This is a genomic window from Bordetella genomosp. 6, assembly GCF_002119705.1.
Taxonomy (GTDB): domain Bacteria; phylum Pseudomonadota; class Gammaproteobacteria; order Burkholderiales; family Burkholderiaceae_B; genus Bordetella; species Bordetella bronchiseptica_F.
The window spans coordinates 3,526,025-3,540,034 of the sequence record NZ_CP021107.1 but is presented as its reverse complement, the minus strand read 5'-3'; the positions used below and the strand labels follow the sequence as shown (position 1 = coordinate 3,540,034).

14 protein-coding genes are annotated in these 14,010 nt (G+C 69.1%); 6 read left to right on the top strand and 8 right to left on the bottom strand.

Translation table 11 applies throughout. The features are described from left to right. Nucleotides 1-20 precede the first annotated feature (20 nt). From CAL11_RS16595 to CAL11_RS16570, 6 genes are all read left to right on the top strand, one after another. A complete protein-coding gene (locus tag CAL11_RS16595) occupies nucleotides 21-1,205 on the top strand; it encodes a M20 aminoacylase family protein (protein WP_086093552.1) in 1,185 nt (394 codons plus the stop codon). After that, a complete protein-coding gene (locus tag CAL11_RS16590; protein ID WP_086093550.1) occupies nucleotides 1,202-2,212 on the top strand; it encodes an amino acid ABC transporter substrate-binding protein in 1,011 nt (336 codons plus the stop codon). Before CAL11_RS16595 ends, CAL11_RS16590 begins: the two co-directional genes overlap by 4 nt. Nucleotides 2,213-2,343: 131 nt before the next feature. Beyond that, entirely contained in the window at nucleotides 2,344-3,555 is a 1,212-nt protein-coding gene (locus CAL11_RS16585) for an amino acid ABC transporter permease (RefSeq protein ID WP_086093549.1), read from the top strand. A gap of 14 nt (nucleotides 3,556-3,569) precedes the next feature. Further along, entirely contained in the window at nucleotides 3,570-4,724 is a 1,155-nt protein-coding gene (locus CAL11_RS16580) for an amino acid ABC transporter permease (RefSeq protein ID WP_086093548.1), read from the top strand. A gap of 77 nt (nucleotides 4,725-4,801) precedes the next feature. Beyond that, nucleotides 4,802-5,518, top strand: coding sequence for an amino acid ABC transporter ATP-binding protein (locus CAL11_RS16575; protein WP_167382618.1), 717 nt, complete (start codon nucleotides 4,802-4,804; stop codon nucleotides 5,516-5,518). Nucleotides 5,519-5,602: 84 nt separating this feature from the next. Beyond that, complete coding sequence (locus tag CAL11_RS16570; RefSeq protein WP_086093546.1) at nucleotides 5,603-5,947, top strand: hypothetical protein; 345 nt, start codon at nucleotides 5,603-5,605, stop codon at nucleotides 5,945-5,947. Between the two features lie 19 nt (nucleotides 5,948-5,966). Here the strand turns inward: CAL11_RS16570 and CAL11_RS16565 are convergent, their stop codons facing one another. From CAL11_RS16565 to CAL11_RS16530, 8 genes are read right to left on the bottom strand one after another with little or no spacing between them, the layout of a single operon-like run. After that, nucleotides 5,967-7,190 (bottom strand): pyridoxal phosphate-dependent aminotransferase, encoded by a 1,224-nt coding sequence (locus CAL11_RS16565; RefSeq protein WP_086093545.1) that lies wholly within the window; start codon nucleotides 7,188-7,190, stop codon nucleotides 5,967-5,969. A gap of 40 nt (nucleotides 7,191-7,230) precedes the next feature. Further along, nucleotides 7,231-8,223, bottom strand: coding sequence for a hydroxyacid dehydrogenase (locus CAL11_RS16560; RefSeq protein WP_086093544.1), 993 nt, complete (start codon nucleotides 8,221-8,223; stop codon nucleotides 7,231-7,233). After that, nucleotides 8,220-9,494: a Zn-dependent hydrolase gene (locus tag CAL11_RS16555; protein ID WP_086093543.1), complete on the bottom strand. Its 1,275-nt coding sequence runs from the start codon at nucleotides 9,492-9,494 to the stop codon at nucleotides 8,220-8,222. The genes CAL11_RS16560 and CAL11_RS16555 overlap by 4 nt, the downstream gene beginning before the upstream one ends. Nucleotides 9,495-9,498: 4 nt before the next feature. Then, nucleotides 9,499-10,296, bottom strand: coding sequence for a maleate cis-trans isomerase family protein (locus CAL11_RS16550; protein ID WP_086093541.1), 798 nt, complete (start codon nucleotides 10,294-10,296; stop codon nucleotides 9,499-9,501). Then, complete coding sequence (locus CAL11_RS16545) at nucleotides 10,296-11,090, bottom strand: HpcH/HpaI aldolase family protein (RefSeq protein WP_033462143.1); 795 nt, start codon at nucleotides 11,088-11,090, stop codon at nucleotides 10,296-10,298. The genes CAL11_RS16550 and CAL11_RS16545 overlap by 1 nt, the downstream gene beginning before the upstream one ends. Beyond that, nucleotides 11,087-11,881, bottom strand: a complete 795-nt coding sequence (locus CAL11_RS16540) for a creatininase family protein (RefSeq protein WP_086093540.1) — start codon at nucleotides 11,879-11,881, stop codon at nucleotides 11,087-11,089. Before CAL11_RS16540 ends, CAL11_RS16545 begins: the two co-directional genes overlap by 4 nt. 37 nt (nucleotides 11,882-11,918) lie before the next feature. After that, nucleotides 11,919-12,863, bottom strand: a complete 945-nt coding sequence (locus tag CAL11_RS16535) for a tripartite tricarboxylate transporter substrate binding protein (RefSeq protein WP_244172817.1) — start codon at nucleotides 12,861-12,863, stop codon at nucleotides 11,919-11,921. Between the two features lie 20 nt (nucleotides 12,864-12,883). Next, entirely contained in the window at nucleotides 12,884-13,843 is a 960-nt protein-coding gene (locus CAL11_RS16530) for a tripartite tricarboxylate transporter substrate binding protein (RefSeq protein ID WP_086093538.1), read from the bottom strand. Nucleotides 13,844-14,010: the final 167 nt, after the last annotated feature.

The window sequence follows — 14,010 nt, the reverse complement described above, 5'->3', positions numbered from 1 at the left end:
CAGATTCGACGGAGACAGGTGTGGGAACCCCATTCAGCCACGACGCGCTATTCAGGGAACTGCGGGCGATCCGGCAGGACATCCATGCGAACCCGGAGTTCGGCTTCCAGGAGCGCCGCACCAGCGGGCGCGTGGCCGCCATGCTGCGGGCCTGCGGCATCGCGGTGACCGAGGGCGTCGGCGGCACGGGCGTGGTCGGCACGCTCAAGCGCGGCGCCAGCGACAAGGCCATCATCCTGCGGGCCGACATGGATGCGCTGCATATTGCCGAGGCGCCGGCCGAAGACCGTCCGCACGCGTCCAGGAACGACGGCTACATGCATGCCTGCGGCCATGACGGACACACCACCATGCTGCTGGGCGCGGCGCAGCTGCTGGCGCAAAGCCAGGAGTTCGACGGCACGATCCACTTCGTGTTCCAGCCGGCGGAGGAGTGGGGCAAGGGCATGCTGGCCATGCTGGAGGACGGCCTGCTGGAGCGGTTCCCGGCCAGCGAGGCGTACGCGCTGCACAATGCGCCCGGCCTGCCCGTGGGCAAGTTCGAGACGCGCGCCGGCGTGTTCAAGTCGGCCGAGGACAACTTCGAGATCCGGATCGCCGGCAAGGGCGTGCATTCGGCGCGTCCGCACCTGGGGCGCGATGCGCTGGTGGCCGCGGCCGGCGTCATCGTCGCGCTGCAGACCATCGTGTCGCGCGTCGTCGCGCCAGGCGAATTCGCCATCGTGTCCTGCACCGACATGACGACCTCCGGGACGCGTAACGTCAGCAGCGGCGAGGTCGTGATCAGCGGCGACTGCCGCTCGTTCAAGCCGGAAACCAGCGCCCTGATCGAGGCGGAAATGCGCCGGGTCGCCGATCACGTGGCGGCGGGCTATGGCTGCGCCGCCTCGGTGGACTACAGCCGGGTCTTCGTGCCCACGGTCAATGACGCGCGGATCACCGCCGCGGTCGGGGATATCGTCAAGGCCCGCTTCGGCGAGGACGCCATCGATGCGGCGGCGGCGCCCAGCAATGGCTCGGAGGATTTTGCGCAATTGCTCAGGCGCATCCCGGGCTGCTACGTCAATCTCGGCAACGGCGCGAGCGCGGCCTTGCACAACCCCGCCTACGACTTCAACGACGAGGCCATTCCCTACGGCGTCGGATTCTTTGTTGCCATCGCGCTTGCGCGCCTCCCCCAAGCCCAATTCAGGAGCGAAACGTGAAAAAAACCCTTACCTCCCTGTTTGTCGCCGCCGTCGCCTATGCGGCCGCGCCGGTCCACGCGGGAACCCTGGAGGATGTGAAGGCCAGGGGCAACCTGCTGTGCAGTTCGACCACCGGGTCGCCGGGGTTCTCGATGCCCGACGATACGGGCAAGCGGCACGGGCTGGAAGTCGATGTCTGCCGCGCCATCGCGACCGCCGTGTTCGGCGATCCCGAGCGGCACAAGATCGTCGTCCTCAATCCGACCCAGCGCTTCACCGCGCTGCAGTCCGGCGAGGTCGACGTCCTGTTCAACACCACGACGTGGACGCTGTCGCGCGAAGGCGCCGGCGCGTTGTACGCCGGGGTGACCTATTACGACGGCCAGGGCGTGCTGGTCCGCAAGGGAACGATCGCCAGCGCCAAGGAGCTGGACGGCGGCGCCATCTGCACCAACCAGGGTTCGACGACCGAGCTCAACCTGGTCGATTTCTTCCGCGCCAACAAGGTGCAGAACGAGGTGATCACTTTCGCGACGGTGCAGGAGGCGGCCAACGCCTATGAATCCGGCCGTTGCGACGCCTGGAGCGCCGACGCCGGCATCCTGGCGGCGCTGCGCAGCAAGATGAAGGCGCCCGACGACCATGTGATCCTGGCCGACCGCCTGTCGAAGGAGCCCCTGGGCGCGGCGGTGCGCAAGGGCGACGATGCCTGGTTCAGCGTGGTGCGCTGGTCCATCTTCGCGCTGCAGGCGGCCGAGGAACTCGGGTTGACGTCGAAGAATATCGCCGAGCAGGCCGCCAGCACGACCAACCCGGAAGTCCTGCGTTTCGTGGGCAAGGAAGGCAGCCTGGGCAAGGTGCTGGGCCTCAATGGCGACTGGGCATACCAGATCGTCGCGCAGGTGGGGTCGTACGCGGAGATCTTCGACCGCAACGTCGGCGCGGCCAGCCCGCTCAACCTCGAGCGCGGCATCAACGCTTCGTGGAAGAACGGCGGCCTGTTCTATACCCCGCCGTTCCGCTGAGCCGCATCGTGGCGCGGGGGGAGGGCGGCGCCGTCCCCCCGCCGTATCGAGGCTTGCGCCCAACCGCGCGGCCCCGGCCGTGGGCCGGCGGCCTCCAGCATTCCCGGCGAGGGAAAACGGATTCGTGATTTATGCAAGATTCCACCATTGCGCTCAAGCGCCCGGGCAAGCGCGCCGCCCGGCCGCTGCTTTCCTGGCTCCACGATCGCAAAGTCAGGGGCGTGCTGCTGCAGCTGCTGCTGGCGGCGGCGCTGCTCTGGCTAGGGTACGCGGGCGTCTCCAACGCCGTCGCCAACCTCAAGGCGGCCAATATCGCGTCGGGGTTCGGCTTCCTGGCCAACACGGCCGGGTTCGACATCAACCAGTCGCTGATCCCGTATAGCGGCGCGACCTCGACCTACGGCGACGCCTTTGTCGTGGGGTTGCTCAATACCTTGCTGGTGGCGGCCATCGGCATCGTGCTGGCCACGCTCATCGGTTTCGTGGTGGGCATCGCCCGGCTGTCGTCCAACGTGGTGGTCGCCGCGGTGGCCACGCTGTATGTCGAGACGCTGCGCAACCTGCCGCTGCTGCTGCAGATATTCTTCTGGTACTCGGCCGTGCTGGTGGCGCTGCCCGCGGCGCGCGAGTCCCTGCACCTGGCGGACTGGGTGTTCCTGAACAACCGCGGGCTGTACCTGCCGTTCGTGAGCGTCGACGGGCCGGCCTGGCCGCTCTGGCTGGTGCTGGCGCTGGCCGTGCTGGGCTATGTGCTGGCGCGCCGCCTGGCCTTGCGCGCCCGCCTGCGCGGCGGCCGGCCCTATCCGGCGCGGGCCATGGCGCTGGGGCTGTTCGCCGCGGTGCTGGGGGGCGGGCTGCTGGCCGTCGGTCCGGCGGTCTCGCTGGAGCTGCCCAGGTTCCGCGGCTTCGGCTTTTCGGGCGGCCTGCGGATCTACCCCGAGATGGTCGCCCTGGTCGTGGCCCTGTCCACCTACACCGCGGCCTTCATCGCGGAGATCGTGCGCGCGGGCATCGGCGCGGTGGGCCAGGGGCAGCGCGAGGCGGCGGTCGCGCTGGGCCTGTCGCCGCGGCAGACGCAATCGCTGGTGATCACCCCGCAGGCGCTGCGGGTCATCATTCCGCCGCTGACGAGCCAGTTCCTCAACCTGACCAAGAACTCGTCGCTGGCGGTCGCCATCGCGTATCCGGACCTGGTGCAGGTATTCATGGGCACCGTGCTGAACCAGACCGGCCGCGCGGTCGAGATCGTCAGCATCACGATGGCGGTCTATCTCGCCATCAGCCTGGTCACGTCGGCCCTGATGGGCGTCTACAACCGGCGCGTGCGGCTGGTTGAACGATAAAGGGACTGACCGCGATGAACAATTCGACGATAGAACAGCCCGCCTTCGTGCGGCAACAGGCGGTGCAGGGGCGGCCCCCGCCGCACCGGGCGGGCACGGTATGGGCCTGGGTGCGGCAATATGTCTTCGAGTCGCCCCGGACATTCGCGCTGACCGTGCTCTGCGCGGCCATTCTCTACTGGGTTTTCCGGGGGCTGCTCGATTTCCTGGTGCTCGACGCCACCTGGGCCGGCGACTCCGTGCAGGCCTGCCAGGCAACCATCGCGCAGGGCCGCTACGGCGCCTGCTGGCCCTTCATCGGCGCCAAGCTGGGCTACTTCGTCTTCGGCGGCTATCCGCCGCCGCAGCGCTGGCGGGTCGTGCTGTTTTTCGTGCTGGCCGCGGCCGGGATCGTCTGGCTGCTGGCCCGGCGCATCCGCGCCAAGCGCGCGGGCGCGGTGTATTTCTTCGTGGTGCTGCCGCCGCTGTCGTATGCCTTGCTGGTCGGCGCCGACGCACTGGGCCTGCCGCACGTCTCGACCGACCTGTGGGGCGGCATCCTCGTCACCCTGGTGGTCTCGCTGGTCGGGATCGTGTTCTCGCTGCCGATCGGCATCGCCCTGGCGCTGGGGCGGCGCTCGGAACTGCCGTTCGTCAGGCTGGCGTCCACCGCCGCCATCGAGCTGGGCCGCGGCGTGCCGTTGATCACGGTGCTGTTCATGTTCAACACGATGCTGCCGCTGTTCCTGCCCGAGGGGCTGCGGCCGGACCGCCTGCTGCGGCCCCTGGTCGGCGTCACGCTGTTCGCCTCGGCCTATATGGCCGAGGTGGTCCGCGGCGGCCTGCAAGCCCTGCCCAAGGGGCAGTACGAGGGGGCGCAGTCGCTCGGGCTGGGCTACTGGCAGACCACCTTCCTCATCGTGCTGCCGCAGGCATTGCGCATCGTCGTGCCGGGCATCGTCAATACCTTCATCGGGCTGTTCAAGGACACCACCCTGGTGGCCATGGTCGGGATCCTGGACCTGCTCAAGGTCGTCGAGGTGGCGATCAACGATCCGGTATGGGCCACGCCGGTCACGCGCTACACCGGCTATGCGTTCCTGGCTTTCTTCTATTGCGCGTGCTGCTACGCGATGTCGCGCTATTCACGTTCGGTCGAGCGGACCCTGGCCCGCTCGGACAAAAGGTAGGAATCATGAACCTTCGCAAGCTGTTCTCCAAGGACCCGGTCTCGGCCATCGATCTCGATCGCCATCCAGCGGTGGAAATGCGCAAGGTGTCCAAATGGTACGGCAACTTCCATGTCCTGCGCGATGTCGATCTCACGGTGGGCAAGGGCGAGCGGATCGTCGTCTGCGGGCCGTCGGGCTCGGGCAAGTCGACGATGATCCGCTGCATCAACCAGCTCGAGCGCCACCAGGAAGGAGAGATCCGCATCGGGGGCGCCGAGGTCGACGACAATCTGGAGCGGCTCAACGCGGTGCGCATGGAGGTCGGGATGGTGTTCCAGCATTTCAACCTGTTCCCGCACCTGACGGTACTGCAGAACTGCATGCTGGCGCCGGTCTGGGTGAAACGCAAGTCCGAGGCCGAGGCGCGCGATATCGCCATGCATTACCTGTCGCGCGTGCGCATCCCCGACCAGGCCGGCAAGTTCCCGGGCCAGTTGTCGGGCGGGCAGCAGCAGCGCGTGGCGATCGCCCGCTCGCTGTGCATGGCGCCCAAGATCATGCTGTTCGATGAGCCTACCTCGGCGCTCGACCCCGAGATGGTCAAGGAAGTGCTCGATACCATGACCACGCTGGCGCAGGACGGCATGACCATGCTGTGCGTGACGCACGAAATGGGTTTCGCGCGCCAGGTCGCCGACCGCGTCGTGTTCATGGACGCGGGCCAGATCGTCGAGGTCAACACGCCGGACGCGTTCTTCACCCATCCGCGGCACGAGCGCTCGGTGGCCTTCCTGCGGCAGATCGTGCATTGAGCGCGGCCCGGCGCGTGCCCGCGAGGTGACGGAACCTGGGGGTGTTGGCATAATCCGCCTCAATCCGGTCCAAGGGAGGGGGATATGTACGAGTCCAAGGGCGAACCGCTGTTGCCCACGCGGCATTTCATCTTGCGCCTGCTGGCCCACCTGCTGTGGGCCGTCCTGGTCATCGCGCTGGTGGTATTGGTCGGCGTCGTCGCGCACCTCTGGCTCGAGGACGTCAGCTGGCACGACGCCATGCTCAACACCGCGCTGATCATCGGCGGCATCGGACCGTTCATCATGCCGGCCACCGTGGCCGGCAAGATCTTCTTCGCGCTCTACGGCATGCTGATCGGGCTGCTGTTCGTGGCCACCCTGGGCCTGATCCTGGCGCCGGTGGCCCATCGCGTCATCCACAAGTTCCACCTGGACGACGACGACTGAGGCGCCGGCGCGGCGCGCGTCAGGCGCGGTAGCGCTCGATGAGTTGCACGGTGCGCTCGATGGCCTGCACGGCGGCGGCGTGGTTCTGCGAGAAGTTCAGGCGGATGCTGTCGTCGGCGTGGGGGCTGAATTCGGTGCCCGGGGTGACGGTGACGCCGGCCTGGGCGCGCAGGATGCGCACGAAATCGTGCAGCGATACGGCCAGCGCGGGCAGGCGGGGGAACAGGTAGCTGCCGGCCTCGGGCGCGCGCACGGCCACGCCGGGCACGCCGCGCAGGACGCGGATCAGGTCGTCGCGGATGGCCTGGTGGGCGGCGATGCGTTCGTCCATCCAGCCGGCGGGCTCCTCGAACCAGGTTCGCAGCACTGCCTGGCAGTAGCCGGGGGCGCGCAGCGAGACGATGGCCTGCAGTTTTTCCATGCGGTCGATCAGGTGTGCGGGGCCGAAGGCCACGCCCAGGCGGTAGCCGCTGAGCGATTCGGTCTTGGATGGTCCCATGATGGTGATGACGTTGGCCGGGGCCTGGGGCAGGGCGCGCAGGTGGGTGTAGCGGGTGCCGGCGTAGAGCAGGCGCGAGTAGAGCTGGTCGACGATGAGGGTGGCGTCGTAGCGGCGGGCGAGGTCGGCGATCCGGGCGATTTCCTCGGGCGAGTAGACCACGCCGGCGGGGTTGTTGGGGTTGGAGAACAGGAAGGTGCGCACGCCGGCCTTGAAGGCGGCTTCGAGCTGGTCGAGGTCCAGTCCGGCGCCGCTGTCGCGTTCGAGGTGGCGCATGTCGACGGGGACGATTTCGCCGCCGAGGAATTCGACCAGTTTGCGGTTGGCGAAGTAGTCCGGGCGCACGATGGCGACCTTGTCGCCGGCGGTGACCGAGGAGGCGATGGCCAGGAACAGGGCGCCCTGGGTGCCCGGGGTGATGATCAGTTCGTTGGCGCCGCTGACGGGCGCGCCGGTGAACTGGGCCAGGTGGGCGGCCACGCGTTCGCGCAGTTCGGCGGCGCCGCGGTATTCGGTATAGGCCTGTTCGCCGCCGCGCTCGACGCCTTGGACGAATTGCTGCAGCGAGCCGGGTGTGGGGGCGAAGGCGCTGGTGTTGACGTCGCCGTGGGAGAAGTCGACCGGGGTGCCGGGCAGGGTGTCGCCGCGCAGCAGGCCCTCGAGGCCGGCGTTGCCCTGGCGCACTTCCTGGCCGGGCGCGTGGTCGGTGGACAGGCGGGCGAACTTGGCTTCGATCGGGGTCATGCGGGGTCTCCTTGTAGCGCTGCGGCGCGGATTCGCGGGTTCATTGCGCGCCGCGTCGGCGCGGCCAGGCGTGCGGGGCGATCAGATGGGCCGGGCGCGCATCGCGCAGCACCTCGATCACCTGTTCGGCGACCGCGCGGGCGGTACGGGCCAGCGCCTGATCGGTGCTGCCGCCGGCATGCGGGGCCAGCACCACCTGCGGCAGGCGCAGCAGCGGATGGTCGGCCGACGGCGGCTCGCTGGAGAAGACGTCCAGTCCGGCGCCGCCAAGCCGGCCCGCCTCGAGGTGGCGCGCCAGCGCCGCTTCGTCGACCAGGTCGGCGCGCGCGGTATTGATGAGCAGCGCGCCCGGCTTCATGGCCTGCAGCAGCGCGTCATCGACCAGGGGGCCGGCGCCGGGGCGCGCGGGCCGGTGCAGCGAGACGATGTCGGCCTCGCGCACCAGCGCGGGCAGGCTGTCGGCCCGCTGGCAGCCGGCCGCGGCGATGTCCTGCGGCGCCACCGAGGGCGAATAGACATGCACCGGCATACCGAAACCGCCGGTCGCCATGGCCGCCAGGGCGCGGCCGATCTGGCCAAAACCGACGATGCCCAGCGACATGCCGGACAGCTCGCGCAGCCCGGGTTCGTAGCGGGCGTTCCAGTTGCCCTGGCGCACCGCCTGGTCCAGCGGTACGGTGCGCTTGAGCAGCGCCATCGCCATGGCCAGCGCCAGTTCGGCCACCGAGCGCGCGTTGGCGCCGGGCGTGTTGACCACAGGTATGCCGAGCCGCTCGGCCGTGGCCAGGTCGATCATGTTGGTGCCGGTGCCGTGGTTGCCGATGACGCGCAGGCGCAGGCCGGCCTCGATGGCCCGCGTATCCAGGCCGGCGTTGCGGGTGATGACCGCGTCGCAGCCGGCGATGGCCGCGGCGACGTCGGCCATGCCGGCGCTGGCCGGCGTGATGCATTCGATGCCGGCCTCGCGCAGCAGCGCCAGGCCTTCTTCATGAATCGGTTGGACGATCAGGCATTTCATTGTCTGGGTTCTCATGGGTGCGGCGTAACGGGCTCGTCGTCGGCCAGGATGTCCGACAACAATTGGGTGGCGCAAGCGAAGTCCGCCATGTCCATGGCTTCATGGGGGTTGTGCGAACCATGTTCGTTGCGCACGAAGATCATGGCGGTCGGTATGCCTTGCTGGGCGAAGATGGCCGCATCGTGGCCGGCGCCGCTGGGCATGGTCAGCGCGGCGATGCCGCGCTGCCGCGCCTGCGCCGTCAGCCGGGCGATCAGGCCGGGGTCCATGGCGGCCGGCGCCGAGCCGGTGCGCGGCCCGAAATCGACCCGGGTGCCGGTGGCGCGCGCCGCCGCTTCGCCGCGTTCGCGCAACAGGCGGTCGAAGCGCTCCAGCAGCGCGGCGCTGATGCTGCGCACGTCCACGCAGCATTGCAGTTCGCCGGCCACCTTGCTGAAAGCGTGCTGCCGCGGGTCGGTCGCCATTTTGCCCACGGTGACGACCAGGTCCTCGCCGAAGTCTTCCAGCGTCTCCCAGTCGCGGTCCACGCTGGCTATCCACAGGGCGGCGGCGCGCACGGCGTCGCGCCGGTGGGCGCGGCCGACGGCGCCGGAGTGGGCGTATTCGCCATGCCAGGCCATGTCCCGGTAGCGGAAGCTGCCGCGGATGCCGGTGACGATGCCCGCCGGCATGCCGGCCTGGACCAGGGCGGGACCCTGTTCGATATGCAGCTCGACATAGCGGTCGATGCCGGCCGCGCGCAAGGCAGGCTGCCCATAGCTTTGTGGATCGATCGACAGGTCGGCCAGATGGTCGCGCAGGCTGCGGCCGGTGTCGGCGCGCCGCAGGTCGAGCGCGTCCGGGGCGACCAGGCCGAAGGCCGCCTTGCTGCCCAGGTAGGAGTAGGGGAACCAGGTGCTTTCCTCGGCGCGGATCGCCATGACCGTGACGTCGGCGGCAGGGCGCCAGCCGGCCGCGCGCCAGCCGGCCAGCACGGCCAGGCCGGCGACCACGCCCGCCGCGCCGTCGAAATTGCCGCCGGCCGGCACCGAGTCCAGGTGCGAGCCGGTCATGCGCGCCGGCCGCGCCGGGTCGCGGCCCGGCAGGGTGATGTAGAGATTGCCGCTGGCGTCGACGCGGGTGGGCAGGTCCAGGTCCCGCGCGCAGGCGCGCGCCAGGTCGTGGGCGCGCTGCTCGCCCGCGCCGTAGGCGTCGCGCGTGACGCCCACGCCGTCGAACGACTGTGCCCGCAGGCTGTCGAACAGCCGCGCCGCCAGGCCCAGGTCGGGGTCGGGAGCAGAATGCATGGGCTCAGGCCGGCGAATAGCTGGCGCGGGTGATGGGCGCCAGGCAATCGGTCAGCAGCCGGCCGTAGCCGGGGATGGCGCAAGACAGCCCGAGCAGGCGCAGGCAGGCCCAGAAGGTGGCCTGGTTGCTGGTGACCACCGGCTTGCCCAGTTCGTTCTCGATCCGCTCGATCATGTCCAGGGTGGCGAGGTTGGTGCACGACAGGAAGATGGCCTCGGCCTGCGGGCGGTCGATGTCGCGCGCCAGCTGGAACGTGGATTGCGGCGGCACCCGGCCGATGTCGCGGCGCTCTTCCTGGGTATGGCCCAGGTCCAGCCCTTCGATGGACACGACCTCGAAGCCGTATTGCTCCAGGAACTCGCGTTCGCGCTGGTTGACGAAGTCGATGTAGGGCGTGCCCACCGCGACGCGCCTGACGCCCAGGGCGCGCAGCGCCGCGACCACGGCGCCCGCGGTGGCGATGGCCGGCACCCCGACCCGTTCGCTCATGCCGTCGCACAGCTCGTCGAGCGAGCACACGATGGAGCCCGAGGTGCAGCCGTAGGCCACCACGTCGACTTCGGCCGTCTTGATGAGGTCGGCCGCCTCCAGCACGCCGCGCGCCATGCGGTCGTAGTTCTCCTGCGTGGCCGGGCCGGCGTTGATGGCGCGGCCGGTATGGATGGTCACGCCGTCGGGGGCGAGGCGGTAGAACTCGGGCTCGTTGATGGTGTTGGTGGAGGGCACGATCAGGCCGATCTTGGCGCGCCACGCATACGGGCGGTAGCGCGCAGTGGTTTTCATCCGGGTAGTGGCGGACATCAGGCGGTCTCCTCGCGCGGGGCCAGGCGGTGCAGCCCCGCCGCGGCCTGGCTGAAAGTGTTGAACAGGGCGTTGACGTCATTGCTGAACGGCATCCAGCGTATGCCGCGCGCGATCCAGCGCTCGGCGGCGGCCAGGTCCTGGCAGCTGAAGCCCCAGGGCACGCCGTGGCGGTCGCAGGTGGCGATCACGTGTTCGACCGCTTCCTGGTAGAGCGGGTGCTGCATGTCGCCGGGTATGCCCAGGTCCTGGGTGAGGTCGTCCGGGCCGATCATGATGGCGTCCAGGCCGGGCACGGCGCAGATGCGGTCGAGGTTGTCCAGGCCGACGCGGGTCTCGGCCATCGCGATGGTCAGGGTATGGGCGTTGAGTTCGGCGGTCTGCGCCAGCGGCGAGGACAGCCTGACGTAGTCGGTGTGCGGGCCGCGCATGTTGAGGATGCGCTGGCCGTCGGGGTAGTACTTCGTCTGGTGCAGGATCCGGCTCAGCTGCTCGGGCGTCTCGACATTGGGCAGCAGCAGGCCCATGGCGCCGGCGTCCAGCGGCCGGGTGTAGTCGTGCGAGTCCGAGCCGGCCGGGCGCACGATGGGCACGATGCCGGCTTCGCGGGCCATCAGGCACAGGTTGGCGACTTCCGAGATGGAGAAGTCGCTGTGCTCCATCTCGATCAGCACGAAGTCCAGCCCGGTGACCGACAGCAGCTTCATGAAACGGGGATGGCGGACCATGGTGGCCCAGGTGCCGAACACCGGCTTGCCCTGCTGCCAGATCTGCTTGAGGGGATTGTGCTTCACGCCTTGGCTCCTTCGCTCTGGAACGACATGGCGCTGAACTTGCGCGCGGCCTCGCTCATGTAGTCCACGGTGGCGTCCCAGATGGCCTGGCCCTGCTCGGCGCTGGCCTGGGTGGGATCGCCCTGCGTGCCGATCGGGGAATAGTCGCTGATGTCGCTGAACACCGAGAAGCTGGAGCCGCCCAGGGTCACCTTGCCGCTGGACACTGTGTTGACGCCCTCGGTGAACGAGCGCAGCGATTGCGCGGCGCGCGCCCGCTCCATGAAGACCAGTTCGGGAAACTTCGCCAGCGCCACCGAGGTGACCATTTCGGAGGCATGGCCGCTGGGCGACTGGCGGGTCTTGAGGCGGCCCGCCGCCATGTCGCGCATGATGGAGAATACGTCGATCAGGCCGCCCACCGCGCCGTAGCGGCGGCGCAGGTGGCGGCACACGCTTTCTATCGGCCCCAGCGAGCCGGCGTGGATATTGATGAAGAAGAAGTGCCTGAAGCCCTGGCCCGCCAGGCTGTCGCCGATCTCCTTGAGATAGTCCTCGATGGTGCGCATCTCCACCGACAGCGTGCCGGGATAGTCCAGGAACATCGCCGAGTAGTTGACCGGCACGATGGGCGCGACCGCCAGTCCGGTGCGCGCGCCGATTTCGGTGGCGATGCCTTCGCAGATGCGCAGCTCGGTGCCGGTGGCCAGGTGGGCGCCGTACTGCTCGACGGCGCCGACCGGAATCAGGATGGTGTCGTGCTTGCCGAGATAGGCGCGGATATCGTCGTAGGGGTGTTGGTCTATTCGCATGGCGTAGGGGGTGTGGGTAAGGGGGGAATGGGCGGCGCTATTGCTGCCACGGGTTGACGGACCACAGCTTGCGCAGTTCGCGGTCCACGGCTTGCAGGTTCTTGATGTATTCGTCGCGCTTGAGGTAGCGCAGCGGCTGGTAGGTATTGCGGGCGCGCGTCAGGTAGGTGTCGTCGCGGTTGCATTCGTCCACGGCGCGCGTGAGCTGCGCCATGGCCTCGGCGGGGATGCCGCGCGGCGCGGCCAGGCCGCGCATCGATCCGCCCAGGACGGTATAGCCAGCCTCCTGGAAGGTCGGGATGTCGGGCGCCTGGCTGGAGCGCGCCGGGCTCATGATGCCGAGGATGCGCCAGGGCTTGCCGTTGGCGAACGTGATGGCTTCGCCCAGGTTGGTCATGGCGCCGTCGATGACCTTGCCCAGCAGCGCGACGCTGGCCGGCGAGGCCCCCTGGAACGGCACGGCGGTCAGCTTGATGCCGGCGGCCTGCTCCAGCGACAGCGCCGAGATGTGGCCGGCCGAGCCGATGCCCTGCGTGCCGACCGTAATGGCGCCCGGCTTGGCTCGCGCCGCCGCCACCAGGTCGGCGACGGTGCGGATCGGACTGTCGGCGTGCACGCTGACGGTGCCGGGGTCTTCGACCAGGTTGGCGATGAAATCGAAGCTGTCGAGCGTATAGGCGGTCTTGCGTTCGATCGGCAGGCTGATCACCCCCGGGGTGTTGACCAGCCCGATGGTGTAGCCGTCCGGCGCGGCCTGGGCCAGCGCGCTCAGCCCGATGTCGCCCGAGGCGCCAGGCTTGTTGAGCACCACGAAGCGCGCGGCGGGGATCTTGCTTTCCATGCAGGCGGCGATGGTGCGGGCGGTCAGGTCCGAGCCGGCGCCGGCCGGGAAAGGCACGATCAGGTTGATGGGGCGCTCGGGATAGGCGCCGAAACAGAGCGCGGGCAAGGCGAGCAGCGAGCAGAGCAGGGCTTTTTTCATGGTGGGGATTCCTGGAGGGTTCAACGGTTCCATGCGGAGGTCTGCCACAGGTTTTGCAACTGCGCGAGCTGGTCCGTCAACACCTTTGCATAGTCGTCGCCGGACACCACCCTGATTTCCTGCTCGGCCTTGCGCGCATCGTCGAGGAATTGCGGGTCGGCGGCGGCCCGCGCGACCAGCGCGGCCACTTGCCCGCGCCGCTGCGCATCCATGCCGGAGGGGGCGCCGATTCCGCGCAGCGAGCCGCTTTGCAGCGGATAGCCGGCTTCGCCGAAGGTCGGCAGCGCCGGCGCCATGCGCGAGCGCGCCGCGCTCATCACGCCCAGCGTGCGCCAGGGCGCGCCCTTGGCATAGGCCAGCGCCTCGCCCAGGTTGGCCGTCGCGACGTCGATCTGGCGGCCCATCAGCGCCGTGCGCACGTCGGCGGTGCCCTTGAAGGGGATGTGTTGCAGCTTTATGCCCGCCGCCTTCTCGAACATCAGCATGGACAGGTGCCCGGCCGAGCCGATGCCGGCGCTGCCATAGGTCAGCCCGTTGGGCTGCCGGCGGGCGGCCTCGACCAGGTCGGCGATCGTGTGGATCGACTGGTCGGCGTGGACGCTGAGCGTGGCCGGGTCATCGACCAGGTTGGCGATCAGGACGAACGAATCCAGGCTGAACTGGGCCCGGCGCTCGATCGGGATGCTGAGCACGTTGGGCGTGTTGATGATGCCCAGCGTGTAGCCGTCGGGCGCGGCGCGCGCCACCTGGGCCATGCCGATCTCGCCGCCGGCGCCCGGCTTGTTGATCACCGTCACCGGCTGGCCCGCCTGGCGCTCCAGGGCCCGGGCGAACAGGCGCGCCGTCAGGTCGGTGCCGCCGGCGGCGGTGAACGGCACCACCAGCGTGATCGGCTTGTCGGGATAGGGCTGGGCCGACGCCGGCGCGGCGATGGCCAGCGCGGCAAGCAGGCCCGGCAGGGCGCGAAACGGGAGCAGCATGGTTCATACCCCTTGCATTGTTCGGTCCGTCCGTCTGATGCGTCCGGTAAAAGCCTGTCGCCGCGGCGGCCCTGTACGGCCGGCCAGGCGTGGCGACGCCCACTGCAAACAACACTTTCGTTCAACTCCGGGGTCATGCTATACATAGATTTGATGTATGAAAAACT

Bases quoted from the DNA above. Each gene is read 5' to 3' on its own strand.
- CAL11_RS16585 (WP_086093549.1), top strand. From the start codon at position 2,344: ATGCAAGATTCCACCATTGCGCTCAAGCGCCCGGGCAAGCGCGCCGCC.
- CAL11_RS16580 (WP_086093548.1), top strand. From the start codon at position 3,570: ATGAACAATTCGACGATAGAACAGCCCGCCTTCGTGCGGCAACAGGCG.
- CAL11_RS16570 (WP_086093546.1), top strand. From the start codon at position 5,603: ATGTACGAGTCCAAGGGCGAACCGCTGTTGCCCACGCGGCATTTCATC.
- CAL11_RS16540 (WP_086093540.1), bottom strand. From the start codon at position 11,881: ATGCGAATAGACCAACACCCCTACGACGATATCCGCGCCTATCTCGGC.
- CAL11_RS16555 (WP_086093543.1), bottom strand. From the start codon at position 9,494: ATGCATTCTGCTCCCGACCCCGACCTGGGCCTGGCGGCGCGGCTGTTC.
- CAL11_RS16550 (WP_086093541.1), bottom strand. From the start codon at position 10,296: ATGTCCGCCACTACCCGGATGAAAACCACTGCGCGCTACCGCCCGTAT.
- CAL11_RS16530 (WP_086093538.1), bottom strand. From the start codon at position 13,843: ATGCTGCTCCCGTTTCGCGCCCTGCCGGGCCTGCTTGCCGCGCTGGCC.
- CAL11_RS16560 (WP_086093544.1), bottom strand. From the start codon at position 8,223: ATGAGAACCCAGACAATGAAATGCCTGATCGTCCAACCGATTCATGAA.
- CAL11_RS16575 (WP_167382618.1), top strand. From the start codon at position 4,802: ATGCGCAAGGTGTCCAAATGGTACGGCAACTTCCATGTCCTGCGCGAT.
- CAL11_RS16535 (WP_244172817.1), bottom strand. From the start codon at position 12,863: ATGAAAAAAGCCCTGCTCTGCTCGCTGCTCGCCTTGCCCGCGCTCTGT.
- CAL11_RS16565 (WP_086093545.1), bottom strand. From the start codon at position 7,190: ATGACCCCGATCGAAGCCAAGTTCGCCCGCCTGTCCACCGACCACGCG.